Source organism: Sorangium sp. KYC3313 (assembly GCF_052075895.1).
Classification (GTDB): Bacteria; Myxococcota_A; Polyangia; order Polyangiales; family Polyangiaceae; genus Sorangium; species Sorangium cellulosum_B.
This window is the reverse complement of sequence record NZ_CP197255.1, coordinates 7,313,768-7,326,884: the sequence shown is the minus strand read 5'-3', so window position 1 is coordinate 7,326,884 and position 13,117 is coordinate 7,313,768. Positions and strand designations below refer to the sequence as shown.

General features: G+C 72.6%; 13 protein-coding genes. 6 read left to right on the top strand and 7 right to left on the bottom strand.

Annotated features, from left to right (window positions below; genetic code table 11):
* Nucleotides 1–33 precede the first annotated feature (33 nt).
* Complete coding sequence (locus tag ACSRUE_RS28255) at nt 34–2,106, bottom strand: hypothetical protein (RefSeq protein ID WP_441286309.1); 2,073 nt, start codon at nt 2,104–2,106, stop codon at nt 34–36.
* Between the two features lie 24 nt (nt 2,107–2,130).
* A complete protein-coding gene (locus tag ACSRUE_RS28250; RefSeq protein ID WP_441286308.1) occupies nt 2,131–3,228 on the bottom strand; it encodes a hypothetical protein in 1,098 nt (365 codons plus the stop codon).
* Between the two features lie 77 nt (nt 3,229–3,305).
* Between ACSRUE_RS28250 and ACSRUE_RS28245 the strand changes: the two genes are divergently transcribed.
* Nucleotides 3,306–4,817: a sulfatase gene (locus tag ACSRUE_RS28245; protein WP_441286307.1), complete on the top strand. Its 1,512-nt coding sequence runs from the start codon at nt 3,306–3,308 to the stop codon at nt 4,815–4,817.
* Between the two features lie 40 nt (nt 4,818–4,857).
* Here the strand turns inward: ACSRUE_RS28245 and ACSRUE_RS28240 are convergent, their stop codons facing one another.
* From ACSRUE_RS28240 to ACSRUE_RS28230, 3 genes are read right to left on the bottom strand one after another with little or no spacing between them, the layout of a single operon-like run.
* A complete protein-coding gene (locus ACSRUE_RS28240; RefSeq protein ID WP_441286306.1) occupies nt 4,858–5,892 on the bottom strand; it encodes a hypothetical protein in 1,035 nt (344 codons plus the stop codon).
* Complete coding sequence (locus ACSRUE_RS28235) at nt 5,889–6,299, bottom strand: hypothetical protein (RefSeq protein WP_437300945.1); 411 nt, start codon at nt 6,297–6,299, stop codon at nt 5,889–5,891. Before ACSRUE_RS28235 ends, ACSRUE_RS28240 begins: the two co-directional genes overlap by 4 nt.
* On the bottom strand, nt 6,296–6,973 hold the full coding sequence (locus tag ACSRUE_RS28230) for a hypothetical protein (RefSeq protein ID WP_437767355.1): 678 nt from the start codon (nt 6,971–6,973) through the stop codon (nt 6,296–6,298). The genes ACSRUE_RS28235 and ACSRUE_RS28230 overlap by 4 nt, the downstream gene beginning before the upstream one ends.
* A 188-nt stretch (nt 6,974–7,161) precedes the next feature.
* Here ACSRUE_RS28230 and ACSRUE_RS28225 point away from each other — a divergent pair, with 188 nt between their 5' ends.
* The gene (locus ACSRUE_RS28225; RefSeq protein WP_437767354.1) at nt 7,162–7,725 is read left to right on the top strand and encodes a hypothetical protein; all 564 of its coding nucleotides are present in this window, start codon (nt 7,162–7,164) and stop codon (nt 7,723–7,725) included.
* A gap of 70 nt (nt 7,726–7,795) precedes the next feature.
* On the opposite strand, the gene ACSRUE_RS28220 is transcribed toward ACSRUE_RS28225, so the two are convergent.
* Nucleotides 7,796–7,951: a hypothetical protein gene (locus ACSRUE_RS28220; protein WP_020736650.1), complete on the bottom strand. Its 156-nt coding sequence runs from the start codon at nt 7,949–7,951 to the stop codon at nt 7,796–7,798.
* Nucleotides 7,952–8,332: 381 nt separating this feature from the next.
* Nucleotides 8,333–9,604: an A/G-specific adenine glycosylase gene (gene mutY / locus ACSRUE_RS28215; RefSeq protein WP_441286305.1), complete on the bottom strand. Its 1,272-nt coding sequence runs from the start codon at nt 9,602–9,604 to the stop codon at nt 8,333–8,335.
* Between the two features lie 136 nt (nt 9,605–9,740).
* Here mutY and ACSRUE_RS28210 point away from each other — a divergent pair, with 136 nt between their 5' ends.
* The 4 genes from ACSRUE_RS28210 to ACSRUE_RS28195 all read left to right on the top strand — a co-directional run bounded on the left by ACSRUE_RS28210 (nt 9,741) and on the right by ACSRUE_RS28195 (nt 13,113).
* A complete protein-coding gene (locus tag ACSRUE_RS28210; RefSeq protein ID WP_441286304.1) occupies nt 9,741–10,523 on the top strand; it encodes a hypothetical protein in 783 nt (260 codons plus the stop codon).
* A 245-nt stretch (nt 10,524–10,768) separates the two neighbouring features.
* On the top strand, nt 10,769–11,275 hold the full coding sequence (locus tag ACSRUE_RS28205) for a hypothetical protein (protein WP_437767351.1): 507 nt from the start codon (nt 10,769–10,771) through the stop codon (nt 11,273–11,275).
* Nucleotides 11,272–11,763, top strand: a complete 492-nt coding sequence (locus tag ACSRUE_RS28200; RefSeq protein ID WP_441286303.1) for a hypothetical protein — start codon at nt 11,272–11,274, stop codon at nt 11,761–11,763. Before ACSRUE_RS28205 ends, ACSRUE_RS28200 begins: the two co-directional genes overlap by 4 nt.
* A gap of 159 nt (nt 11,764–11,922) precedes the next feature.
* Nucleotides 11,923–13,113, top strand: a complete 1,191-nt coding sequence (locus ACSRUE_RS28195; protein ID WP_441286302.1) for a phosphodiester glycosidase family protein — start codon at nt 11,923–11,925, stop codon at nt 13,111–13,113.
* Nucleotides 13,114–13,117: the final 4 nt, after the last annotated feature.

Below are 13,117 nucleotides of genomic sequence, written 5' to 3'. Positions count from 1 at the left end.
TCCACCGGGGACCGGGGAGCCGGACAGCAGCGCTCAGGGAGCCGCGCGCACGGGGGCCAGCGGGGCGAGGAGCTTGATCTCGTTCGTGAGATCGCGGAAGCGGATCTGCTGCTCGTTGATCTGCATCTCGAGGACGATGACGCGCTTCGTGATCTCGTCGAGGCGCGCCGACGCCTTCGAGAGCCGATCCGTGAGGTCGCGGCGGAGCTCGTCGGCGGTCTTGTTCTTCTCGATGGCCCTGAGGTTCTGGCGGAGCTCGTGGCTCTGCTGCTCGAGGCGCTGCTGCTCGGCGAGGATCCTGTCGCGCTCGTCGATCGCCGGGCGGAGCTTGCCCCGGATGTCCCAGGCCTGACCGAGCTGCTTGGCCACGGCCGCGTCGGCGCGCGGGTCCTTCAGGTAGCCTTGCACCGCGTCGTCGGCGAGCTGGTCGAGCCAGTCGATCTGCTGCCGGAAGAGCCGCCGCTCGTCGACGTCGAGCACCGCCGTCCCCCGCCGCGGCACGTCGATCGGCACGAGCGCGCTGCCCGTGCCGACGTTGTCCTCCGTGCCCTTCGGGGGCGCGTGCAGGCGCGTCCCGTGCAAGCGGGGGTGCTTCACGAGCGTCCTCGCCGCGAGGTCGGCGCCGTTGCGGACGGCGTACTTCGTGTGCGTGACCCAGTCGCGCTCGATCTCGAGCGCGCCGCCCTCGATCTTCGCGATGCGCGCGCCCTCCGCGCTCTCCTCGCGCGTCGTGTCGACGGCGAGGCCCCGCTCCAGCGCGAACGGCACCGTCGTCGTGGCCCCCGGCGGCAGCGGCTCGACCATGCCCTGGCCCAGGAACGCGCCGTTCTCGAAGACGGCGATGGGGCCGCGCTCCAGCAGCCCCTTCGTGTCGTTCGTGAAACGCGCCACCCGGAACGGGTGTGAGCTCGACGCGGGCACGCCGCCGTCGGGCGCGAACAGGAAGATCGACTCGCCGGGGACCTGCCGGGCCAGGAGCAGGACCATCGTCGCGCTCTTGTCGGGGATGTCGACAGGGAACGGGATGTCGTAGCGGGTCGTGCCCGCCTCCATCGCGACCGCGGCGAGGGCGCTCATGTTGCGCGGCGGCGAGGGGTTCATCGCCATGGGCGGCGGCGCCGGCGCCGGCGCTGACCGCTTCAACTGCGGCCCCGCGTGTTGCCCGCCGGCGCGCGCGTCTTCGCGATCGCTCAGCCTCACGCTCGGCTTCGCGGCGGGCGCCGTGGCAGCCGCGCTCGGCCTCGCGGACCGCATCTTGCCGCCGCCCTTCGCCATTTCGGGCTCGGCCTCTTCCATGAACGCGTACCCCTCGCCGGCGTCGCCCGGCGCCGGCTCGACGGGCGGCGGTGGCGGCGGCGCGGCCTCGGTGGCCAGCGTCGTCTCGCTCGTCGGCACGGACGCGATCACCTCGCCCTGATCGCTGACGACAGGGCGCGGCGGGATCGCCGCCTGGTCGAGCGTCGCCTGGAACGCGAGCGGCGCGCCCGCCACGAGCGACAGCTTCACCCCCTTCCAGTCCTCGCCCGACAGGTTCTGCACGATGCCCCACGCCTGGAGGTGCGCCTGCTTCGAGTCCGCGCGCGGCGCTGCGCCCTGCGCCCCGCCCGCCCCCATCACGAGCCGGTACGACGGCCTCCACACCGGCGTCTCCGCCACGTAGCCGATCACGAGATCGTGCTCCCGCCCGTCGAGGGTGAGCTTCACCTTCTCGTGCTCGTCGTCGCGCTGCTTCGCCCGCGCCGCCGCGCCCTTGTCCTTCGGCGTCGGCGTCACCTCGGGCCCGAGCGCATCCGGCGCCTCGTCCTCGCCGGATCCGTCGTCGACCTCGACCGGGAACGACGCGCTCCGGACGCTGCTGCCGCCGGCCTCGATGACCGCGAGCGTCGCGAGGAAGTCGCCGACCTTCTCCTTGCGGACACGGAAGGTCACCTGATCGGCGTCGACGAGCCCTCGGCGCTCGAAATACGCGACGCCGTTCCTGTAGATGACCACGCGCCGCAGCGCGAGCCCCGAGGCGTCCACATCGGGGCCGCGCGCGCAGCCGGCGAGCAGCGTGAGAGCGAGGAGCAGGCCGGAGCCCGCCCGCGCGACGTCGTTCCGTCTCATGAATGTCCCTGGGTTTCGCTTGCGTCAGCTGTCGGAGGGCGCCGCCGAGGCGCGGCGCCAGTCGGGCGGCAGGTCGAGAAAACCCTCGTTGCAGAGGAACTCGTAGAGCCCCTCGCAGACCTCGCCGCAGATCATGCTGAAGAGGTGGGGATCGGTGATGAAGAGGATCGTCTCGTCGCGCTCGGCGCCCGCCGTGTCGGCGAGCTGGGCGACCAGCTCGTCCTCGGCGAAGCCGACGAGCATCACCATGAGGTGGCGCTCGAACGCGGCGCGGAAGCGGGGGAACGCCTCGCTCGTCAGCTTGTACGCGTACGCCCTGCCCTCGAACGTCCGCGCGTCCTGCACGACCCGCGCGGAGATCTCGCCGAGGCTCTGGGCGAGCTGCACGCTGAAGAAGTCGACGAGCACGGCGTGGACCACCGAGACGATGCGCCTGAGCTCGCTGGACCGGCGCGCGAGGAAGGCGTCCTGCATGTCCTTCGTCAGCTTCGCGAGCAGCTCGAACGACTGCTCCCGCGCGTCCTCGGACGCGAACTCGAAGCCGTCGAGCTCGGCCTCGATCCGGTTCTTGTAGCGGGTCAGCACGTAGAAGAGCGCCTGCTCGCCGTGGTGGATCACCTTCGGCGCGCCGTCGCGGCCGCGCGTCTTCTCGTGGAGCTCGGACTGGAAGAACAGGCGGGCGAGGTTCCTGTGGATCTTCTTGAGCCGCCGCTCGACGAGCAGCGAGATGCCGTCCTCCCGGATGACCCGCTCGAGCAGGGCGCAGAGCGTCTTCTCGTGCGCGTCGCGGATCGCGTCGCGGTTCTTCGCCCCGCGATCCGCGGCGCCCGCCGACGCCTGGATCACCTTCAGCTGGGCGACGACCTGCGCGGTGACCGCGTCGAGCTCGGGGTTGGTCTCGAGATCGGCGCGGTAGTGGACGATGCGGGCCTGCATCTGCTCCTCGAGCAGGCCGAGCGCCATCTCGGTGATGTGGTCCTTCAGCGCCTGGCTGACGTGCTCGCCGACACGCCGCGGCGCGTCGGGCGGCAGCGGCCTCGGCGGCTCGTGCGCCGGCCTCCCCCCCGGTTGCGATCGGCCCGAGGGCGGCAGCGGCGGAGGGTTCCGAGGGACCGGGGCCATGACCCGACAGCATAGCGGAACTCGCTCGAGGTGTGCGGTTTTGGCGGAGCGGCGCGAGTCGGGGTAAGACGGCGGCCATGCACGCGGCCATGCACACGCTCGCTTCACCCATGTGCGCCTGGGGACCGGAAGGCCCACGGGCGCCGTCCTCGCCGGCCCTCTCGTCCACGGCGCCCCCGCGCCTGGCCCGCCGGCGTCTCGCGGCGGCGCTCGCGCTCACGCTCGCCAGCGCCGGGGCGGGCTGCTCTCGCGACGGCGACGGCCAGCCGCCGCCCGCGCGCACGCCGGAGCCCGCGGCACGGCAGGAGCCCGCGGCGGCGGCGCCGGCCGCCGCCGCAGAGAGCGCCGGGACGACCGCCGCGACGGACAGGACGGACAGGAAGGACGGCACCGACGGGGCGCCGTCAGGGCAGCGCGAGAGGTTGAACGTCCTCGTGGTCTCGATCGACAGCATGCGCGCGGACATGCCGTGGAACGGTTACGAGCGCGACATCGCGCCCGTGCTCACCGCGTTCGAGAAGAAGTCCGTCAGCTACACGCGCCACTACGCGATCTCGTCGTACACCTCGATGAGCGTCGGCGGCTTCCTCGCCGGCCGGTACCCGAGCGAGGTCGATCGCAGCGGCTACTTCTTCGGCAACTACCCCGACAGCGTCCTCATGTTCCCGGAGCTCCTGCAGAAGGCCGGGGTGCGGACGATGAGCGCGCACGCGCACTTCTACTTCGACCAGAAGGCGGGCTTCCGTCAGGGCTTCGACGTGTACGAGATCGTGCCGGGGCTCTCGGCCGACAACACGACCGACCGGAACGTCACGAGCCCGGGGCACCTCGAGCTCGCGATGAAGATGCTCTCCGACAAGGCGAACACCTCGGGCACCTTCTTCGCGTACTTCCATTTCCTCGATCCGCACGACGTCTACATGACGCACGAGGGGATCCCGCCGTTCGGCAAGCGCGCCCGCGACAAGTACGACGGGGAGGTCAGGTTCACCGACATGCACGTGGGCAAGCTGCTGGACTTCGTCGCGCAGCAGCCGTGGGCCAAGGACACGGCGATCATCGTGACCGCGGACCACGGCGAGGCGTTCGGCGAGCACAAGATGTTCCGCCACGGCTTCGAGGTGTGGGACGTGCTCACCCACGTGCCGCTGATGATCCAGGCGCCCGGGATCACCCCGCGCCGGATCGACGTGCCTCGCAGCTCGATCGACCTGGCGCCGACGATCCTGGAGCTGACCGGCGCGCCGGCGGAGCCGTCCTTCCCGGGCAAGAGCCTGGTGCCCGAGCTCCACGGCGCGACGCCGGAGCCGCGCGACGTCATCGTCGATCTTCCGCGCACGAGCGACAACGACCGGCGCAGGGCGCTCATCCACGGGCAGTACAAGCTCATCGCGTACGGCGACGACGCCGCGTTCGACCTCTTCGATCTCGTCGCGGATCCGGGGGAGACGAAGGATCTCAAGCGAACGCAGGCGCAGGTCTTCGAGGAGATGAAGGCGCTCTACAAGGAGCGCTCCGCGGCCATCAAGGACGTGTGCCCGAAGAACACGGCGAAGCTCAAGGGGAAGAAGAGCAACAAGCGGTGCTAGCGCGCGGAGCGGGGCGCGCTGGCGCCGCTGAGGACCCGCGCTAGCGCGCCGGCGGGGCGACGGTGAGCGTCACGACGTCGTCCTCGCCGGCCTCGATCCCGGCGCGCGCCACGAGGCGGGCGCCTTCGCACTCGAGGTGGAGCACGACGGGCGCCACCGCCTGGCGGCCGCACGACGGATCGCCCGAGACGCGCGCCGCGAAGGCGCTGCGCGCGAGCTCGACCGCCAGGGCGATGCCTCCGATGCGGCCCATCGCGTCGTCCGGGGCGACCTCGCGCGCCGAGCGCGCCTCCTCGAGGCGCGTGAAGAGCGCGGGCCCGCCGATCGCGACCTCGATCGGGCGGCCCGCCGCGTCCTCGAGGACGGCGACCTCGATCTCCGCCTGACGGGGCGCGCTCTCGCCCTCGGCCGTCACGACGAACCAGAGCGGGATCCGCTTCGCGCAGACCGCCGCGCCCGGGCCCGCGCGCTCGTCGGCGGGCGCGCACCGGGGGGGCGGAAGCGCCAGGCTGAACGGGACGATCACCTCCGCCGGCGCCTCTGCGAGGGGCCGCCCCCAGGCCCCCCTGCCCAGGAACCGGCGCAGCCACGCGGTGACCTCCTCGCCGACCCGCGCGCGATCCGCGCGCTGCGTCGCGAGCTGCGCCTCCGTCGCCTGAGCGGCGCGCGAGAGGACGTCGCCGGCGCTGCGCTCGCGGACGAGCTCGCGCAGCCGGTGGGTCGCCTCATCGCGGAACGCGCCCCTGGGCAGCGTCGCGAGGTACGCGGTGAGGCCCGCGGCCGTCCTGCGCTTCGCCGCGTAATAGATCGGCTCGGCCCGCGCGAGGTACGCGCGCACCTCGCCGGCGAAGGCCCCGCGCGGATGGCGCTCCAGGTAGGCCGACGCCGCCGAGAGCCGCCCCTCGAGGGTCCTCGACACACGCGTCGCCCGGTACGCCGCGTAGTCGTCATAGCCCGCCAGGAGCGCCGGCTTCGAGGCGCACCCGGACAGGACCGCGACGAGCGCCGCGAACGAGAAGTTCCGAGCGGAAGTCGCAAGGCGTCGGCGGGAAGCGACTGCGCCACGCCCGCTCATGGCGCCTCTTCCAGTGGGCAAAAATTGCACTCGGTCGGGGTCGACGCGCCTTCGTCGGCCATGTGGCCGCGGTACTCGTCGCAGCTCGCGAACTTGAGCTTGTGCAGGCACACCTCGCCGTCGTGGACCAGCGGATAGCAGCCGGCCGGGAGCTCCGGCGCGGCCTCGAAGGCGCAGGCGGCGTCGCAGGCGCGCGTGCGCAGGCCGCACTCGTCGCACCGGGCGCAGTCGATCTGCGCCTTCAGGGCGAAGAACTTGTACGGGTCGAGCTCCTCCGGCGCCTGCCCGCAGCTGCCGATGTCGCCGACCACCGGCGCGATGCCCACGAAGAGCAGCAGCGCCGCCACGCCGGCGATCTCCTTCGCCCGGGGGCGCCCGCCCCGACGCTCGCGCTCCGGCAAGCTCATGGCAAGAGCTCGTGATCGATCATGAGCCCGAGCTGCGCCGAGACGACGGGGTAGACGGTGTACGCCGCGTCGTACGTCGCGGCGCCATAGAAGAGATCCCCGACGATCTCGCCCGAGAGCGCGACGCCCGCGAGCAGGGAATACCCGAGCCCCAGGGCGAGCTCGCCTCCGACGTTCACGTCGGGCTCGATCAGGATCGCCGCCCCGAGCCGCCCGTACCCGAGCACGCGCGAGAGGCCGCGGTAAGCGACGAAGTAGCTCGGCGTGAGCGACTCCTGCGGGACGCCGCCGACGGCGACCGAGAAGCGCAGCGCCCCGCCGTGCTGAACGCCGTCGGCCGGCCCCAGCGCGAGCGCGACCCCGAGATCGAGGTACCCCGCGGTGAGCGAGAGCGACTCCGCCGTCTCGCCGAGCTGCGTCTGCAGGCGGTAGGGGTTGTTGAACCGGATCCCCTTCCCCATCGCGACGGTCGACACGACCCGCCCCGCCGTCCCCGGTGGCCGCGCGAGCGCGCGGTACGCATCGAGCTCGGCGCCGTCGCGCTCCTCGCCGGACGGCGACGCAGCGGCCCCCTCGGCGCCGCGGTCCGCGGCAGGCTGGGCCGCAGCAGCGCGCCCCGAGGATGCCCCGAGCAGAACCGCCACCAGCGCGAGCCCGGTCCGGAGTTCCAGCATGGCCACGAGCTTTCTACCCCGAGGCAGCGCCCGCTGGCACGCTCAATTGCGTCCCGGCCGCGCGCCGCACGAGCCTCTCCGCGGCATCGCCGCCCGGCGACGGCGCCGCGCGCCCCGGCACGGCGCTCGCCACCGCTGCGCATCCGCCCGCTTCACCTGCGGACCGGACCCTGCATGGTGAGACCACCGTGAGCAATTCAAGCACCCGAGGCAGGCAAGGCACCGCCGCACAGCCGTCGGCGCTGCGCGCGCCGCGCGCCAGCGCGACGCGGCGTCGAGAAGGAGAAGATCGCAGCGAACCGGGAAGGCCGCGCAAGCCGGCCCACGAAGCCGCGACGTGGGCCGGCACGAGCGAGCTGGACGACCCGTTCGTCGACATGCTCGACGCCGCGGCGGCGCCGCCGCTGCGGGGCAAGGTGAACCCGCGCAGCGAGATCAGCGACGTGATCCCGACGCTCGACGACGAGGTCCGCGGCTACCACCACCACCCGAACGACGCCGGCAGCACCGAGTTCGAGGTGAACCCCGACGCCGCCGACGCCGCCGCCGATCTGGCGAGCGACCTCGGGGCGGAGTTCCTGGAAGGCGCGACGAGGGGCCAGGACGTCAGCGACGTCGTGATGTCGCACGACGACGACGACGGCGATCTGCCCTATCTCCTGGAAGACGAGGACGTCGAGTCCGTGGAACCGGACGCCGAAGGAGAGGACGAGCAACCGGTGACCCAGCGGATGCGGCGGCACGCGGGCTGAAAGGCAGCGCGCGACGGCGCGAAGGTCGCGGCGCGCCGTGGCGCACGGCGCGCGACGAGGCCTGGCCCGGTCACGCCTGACCGAGCACGGGCAGCTCCGCCACCACCTCGCCGTCGATGCGGATGAAGGCCAGCAGGCCTTCGTCCTCGTAGGCCAGCACATCGAGCACGATCCGCTCGCACAGCGGCAGCACGTACAGCGCTCCGTCGTCCGCCATCACCGTCATGGATCGCACAGGTGCGCTCGCCGTGGGCAGCGTCTCTGTGGTCCGTCGTCGCGCATCCATGTCGCTTGAGCTCCCAGGCTTGAATCGAGCTCCGGCCACCGCCGGCGCCGCGAGGCTAGAGGGCCTGCCCGTCACCTCACCAAGCGCCTTCCATGCCACGACGTTGGCGCAGCAGCGCCGGAAGCCGCGGCGTTCCACGGCGACATATGGCGTTCGCCCTGGCCCGCGCCGCTGCGTCGCTGCGGCTCAGCCGCAAGCGGCGCCGCTCCCCGCCCGCGGCGGAGCGCGGCGCGCCCGGAGCGCCGCGACACCGCGATTTCGAGCCGTCTCCGGCCTCTACGACGGCCGAGGCGCGCAGGCGTTCAGCCCGCCCGCGCGAGGTCATCGCGGCCTTCGCGCCGTTCCGGCGTCCGGCGCCGATGCCGCGGACAGGACCTTTCGCGCGAGCTTGGAAACGCCGATATCCAGCGCGCCCGGATCGAGCCACGCCGCCTTCTCGTAGGGGGAGGCAAGCTTTGCCCGGAAGCGCCAGGGGGCCGCCACCTCGGCGCGCGCCACCGTCACGTCGAGGCGCCGGTGCGTGAGGATGTGGCGCACGCGGCCGACCTCGCGGAGCGCCGCGTCACGTGTGACGCCCACCAGCTCCAGCAGCGCGCGGGCGTCCGCGAGCGAGCGCGCCTCGACCATGGGCGGCTCCCAGAGCCCGCCGAAGAGACCTCCCTCGGCGCGCCGGACGAAGAGCACGCGATCGCCTGACCGCACCACCGCGGCGACCATCGCGACCGCCGGGACGTCGCGCTTCGGGGCGATCACCGGCAGCTCCGCCTGCCGCCCCGTGGCGCGCGCGACGCACGCGCCGTCGACGGGGCAGGCGTCGCAGCGGGGATTCCGGGGCGTGCACACGGTGGCGCCGAGCTCCATCAAGGCCTGGTTGAAGCGTCCGGGATGGACGCTGTCCGCCGAGCCCCGCACGAGGCGTTCGGCCGTGGACCAGAGCTTGCGCGTGCCCGAGGCGCTGCGGATGTCGTCGTCGATGCCCTCGATGCGGGAGAGCACCCGGGCGACGTTGCCGTCGACGAGCGGCACCGGCTGATCGTACGCGATGCTCGCGATCGCGCCCGCGGTGTACGCGCCGACGCCGGGCAGGGCGAGCAGCGCGGAGACGTCGCGGGGGAGCGCGCCGTCGTGGCGCGAGGTGACCTCGCGCGCGGCGAGGTGGAGCACGCGGGCGCGGCGGTAGTAACCGAGGCCGCTCCAGAGCGAGAGCACGTCGTCGATCTCGGCGGAGGCCAGGGCGAAGACCGTCGGGTAGCGGGCGAGGAAGCGCTCGTAGTACGGGATCACCGTCTCGACGCGGGTCTGCTGGAGCATCACCTCGCTCAGCCAGATCGCGTAGGGGTCGCGCGTCCTCCGCCACGGCAGGTCGCGCGCGACGCGGCCGAACCAGGCCTCGAGGGCGGCCGCGATCTCCCGGTCGCGCTCGCCCGGGTCCGGCGCTGCGGGCGGAGGGGAGCGCTGCTCGCCGGACGAGGCGCGGCGGCGCGGGGAGCGCTGCCGCGCCTGATCATCCTCGCCGGCGCTCGCGCGGCTGCGCGCGGGTCGCTGGTCTGCGCCCGCGCGCTTGCGCGCGGGCGGCCGGGACGTCGTGCTCACGCGCGAAAGGCCCTGCCTCTGCGCTGTCGACGCGGATCGCCGAGGCCGCGCGGATCGCCGAGGTCGCGCGGCTGCCGCTCGCGGTGCTCAGAAAACGCTTCCATCGCGCGGGACTCTAGCGCAAGAGCCGACCGCGGTGTCGTCCCGGCGCCCCTGCCCACCCCGGCTGCTCCCTCGGGCAGCGCGCCTCTGCGCCGCGCTGCTCCTCGGGCTCGTCGCGCCTGGGTGCCGCGACGAGCCGCGCCCCTGGGAGGGCAAGCCAGGCCCCGCGGTCGTGCTCTCGGCAGCGCCGCCGCACCCGGCCGCGACGATCGGGACCGACGGGCTCGCGGACGCCGACGCGGGACAGGGCGAGGGCGACGCCGGAGCGCGCACGGATCTCGACCTGCCGGTCCTCCCGGTGCGCGTCGGCGGTCCCTGGGTACGCTGCTACGGGAACTTCAGGATCAGCGGCGATCCGCTGAAGGACGTGACGCGCCTGTCGCTGCTCTGCGGCCCGGAGAACGGCATGCGCCGGATCTCGCCGAAGCCGATCGAAGGGCAGGTGGCCGAAGGCGGCGCGATCGTCACGGAGAAGCTACAGGCGGTCCGGGGCGCGTGTTACCGGGTGTTCGCCGTCGGCGGACCGGGGGTCCTCAACCTGGACGTCGCCGTGCGGAGCAGCCGCGGGGCGATGATCGCGAGCGACGGCACCGAGGACGCATGGCCGATCGTCCAGCCGGATCGGCCCTTCTGCCCGCTCGAGGACGACAACGCCACCGTGGAGATCAGCGCCCGCCGCGGCAGTGGCCGGTTCGCAGCGGAGGTCTGGATGCTGAAATCCTACAAACGAGCGCGCCAGGGCGATGCCGGCACGGAAGCGGGAGAGGACGAGACGTACCCAATGAACAACGAGACGGACGCCTACGAGGAGCCCTGAGCTGTCGCCGCCTCGACCATCACCCGATCCACGGACATCGCGGGCGCCACGGTTTCCGCCCGGGTCACTGCAGTGTCCGCTGCCGAGAGATCGAAGGCAGAGCTCTCCCGCCTGCCGGACGCGCGCGAAAGGCTCCCCATCGTCATCAAAATCCGGCAGATCCATGGACCATGGCGCGACGCCGGCACCCTGCACGCACCCCTGCATTGACGTGGCCGCCCCGTCCCGCTAGGGGAGCCCGAGCCATGGCCGACGACACCGAGCCGCTCCGCGAGGACGAAGGGGACAAGGTGGAAGGCGAAGGCGAGAAGAAACGCCTCTTCGAGCGCGCTATCCCGGAGATCTTCAAGCGCGTGGTCGAGCGGGCCGTCGAGAGCGGCATCGACAAGCTCAGCGAGGGGCCCGAGAACCTTCGACACTTCGTGGGCGACCTCAAGCTGCCCAAAGAGGTCCTCCATTACCTCTATACCCAGATCGACGAGACCAAGAACGGTCTGTACCGGGTCGTCGCGAAGGAAATCCGGGATGTGCTCGAGCACACCCAGTTCGCGGACGAGATCACGAAGGTGCTGACGAAGCTCTCCTTCGAGATCAAGACCGAGATCCGCTTCATTCCCAACGAAGCGGCCAAGAGAGACGACGGCCAGGACGAGCCGAGGACCGGGTTGCCGAAGCCGGAGGTCACCGCTCAGGTGAACGTCAAAGACCGAAGCAAAGAGACCGGGCGAGACCGGCGCCGTGAGGAGAAGTGACGACGAAAAAGCTTAGGACGGGCGGCGAAGTCGACGCCTGGTGCACCAAGTGCCGCCTCGATCTTACCCATCGGATCATCGCGATGGTCGGCGACGTGGTGAAGAAGGTCGAGTGCAAGACATGCATGTCGCACCACCTCTACCGCCAGCCGAAGAGCGAGCGGGAGAACCGCGCGGCGGCGCGCGCCTCCGCTCGGAGCAGCAGCGAGCCGCGGGCGGCGTCGAGCTCGCCGCGCGGCGGCGGCTCGGAGCGCCTCACGGCCGCGCAGCGCGCCGAGCGCGATCAGACGCTCGCGTGGGAGCGCGCCATCGCCGGACAGCCATCCGGGGCGTTCAAGCCGTACCGCATCACGCTGACCTTCGGCGAGGGCGAGCTGATCCACCACAGCAAGTTCGGCGACGGCGTGGTCGCGAAGGTCATCGATCGGGGCAAGATCGAGATCCTGTTCAAGGACGGCCCTCGGACGATGGCGCACGGGCAGCCGTAACGAGCGCCGCCGCGCCCGCTCGAAGCCCGAAACTTGGGGCTGCCCGCGCGATCGGGTAGCCTCGGTATCGCCTTGGACAACCCTTCGCCCCCCTCTGCGAGCGGGTCCCTGCGCAGGCGGCGATCCCGCGCTCGCTTGCCCGAGCGCGCGCTGCGTTGCGTGGCGATCTGCGCGATCGCCGTCGAGGCGCTCTGGTACGGCATCCACGAGGTCCGCGGCTTCGGCCCGGCCCTCGCCGACGGCGTGCGCGCCGTTGTCGGTCCTGCGCCTGTCGCGTGGGCCGAGGACGTGGCCTACGGCGTCGCCGATCGGCTGAACCGGACCATCTACCGCGACGCGGCCCCGAAGACGTTCTGGGAGCCCCCGCCCGCCGCCGCCGCGGAGGCCATGAAGAGCGCCGAGGGCCCGGAGGCCGAGGCGGTCACGTCGCCCGCCTCGTTCCAGCCGCCCTTCCCCGAGGTCGCGGCCACGGGAGACGGCGTCTGGACGCCGATCGCCGACAGCGCCGCCCGGCCCGGCGAGGCGCAGGTGCTCTGGAAGAGCGCCGTGCACCCCGACCCGAAGCGCGTGTTCGCGGCCATCGCGGTGGTGGCGATCGATCTCGGGCGCGTCGACCTCCGGCTGGTCGCGGGCACGAAGGAGCCGTTCTCGCCGGACATCCCGGCAGAGCGGCGCCCTGGCCTCGTGCCAGGAGGCCACGCCGCGGAGCTCGTCGCCGCCTTCAACGGGGGCTTCAAGGCGATGCACGGCCACTACGGGATGATGCTCGACGGCGACACGTTCCTTCCGCCGCGCGACAGGGCGTGCACGATCGCGCTCTACCGCAGCGGCGCGGTGCGGATCCGCACCTGGCCCGAGCTGCGCGACGGCGAGGCGCGCATGGCCGCGTACCGGCAGACGCCGCCTTGCCTGGTCGAGCAGGGCGAGCTCCACAACGCGCTGTACGACTCGAACCGGGACTGGGGTGCGACGGTGAGCGGCGAGACGGTGATCCGGCGCTCGGCGCTCGGCGTCGACGCGACGGGCAAGCTGCTCTTCTACGGGCTCGGCGAGGCCGTCACGGCCCGCAGCCTCGCCCGCGGGATGAAGGCCGCGGGCGCGCACGACGTGGCGGAGCTCGACGTCAACCACGCCTACCCGCGCTTCCTCCTGTACGGTCGCGGCGCGGACGGCGCGGGTCCGCGCGCCAGCTCGGCGCTGATCCCGGACGTGCAGTTCAAGCCCGAGGAGTACGTCGCGGAGCCGGCGCTGCGCGACTTCTTCTACCTGCGACGCCGTCGGGCGTCGGCGCCGCTCGGGATCGCCGATCCGGCGCCCGAAGGCGACGCCCTCGCCCGCGGCAGGCGGTGAGCAT

Bases quoted from the DNA above. Each gene is read 5' to 3' on its own strand.
- ACSRUE_RS28255 (WP_441286309.1), bottom strand. From the start codon at position 2,106: ATGAGACGGAACGACGTCGCGCGGGCGGGCTCCGGCCTGCTCCTCGCT.
- ACSRUE_RS28250 (WP_441286308.1), bottom strand. From the start codon at position 3,228: ATGGCCCCGGTCCCTCGGAACCCTCCGCCGCTGCCGCCCTCGGGCCGA.
- ACSRUE_RS28245 (WP_441286307.1), top strand. From the start codon at position 3,306: ATGCACGCGGCCATGCACACGCTCGCTTCACCCATGTGCGCCTGGGGA.
- ACSRUE_RS28240 (WP_441286306.1), bottom strand. From the start codon at position 5,892: ATGAGCGGGCGTGGCGCAGTCGCTTCCCGCCGACGCCTTGCGACTTCC.
- ACSRUE_RS28235 (WP_437300945.1), bottom strand. From the start codon at position 6,299: ATGAGCTTGCCGGAGCGCGAGCGTCGGGGCGGGCGCCCCCGGGCGAAG.
- ACSRUE_RS28230 (WP_437767355.1), bottom strand. From the start codon at position 6,973: ATGCTGGAACTCCGGACCGGGCTCGCGCTGGTGGCGGTTCTGCTCGGG.
- ACSRUE_RS28220 (WP_020736650.1), bottom strand. From the start codon at position 7,951: ATGACGGTGATGGCGGACGACGGAGCGCTGTACGTGCTGCCGCTGTGC.
- ACSRUE_RS28205 (WP_437767351.1), top strand. From the start codon at position 10,769: ATGGCCGACGACACCGAGCCGCTCCGCGAGGACGAAGGGGACAAGGTG.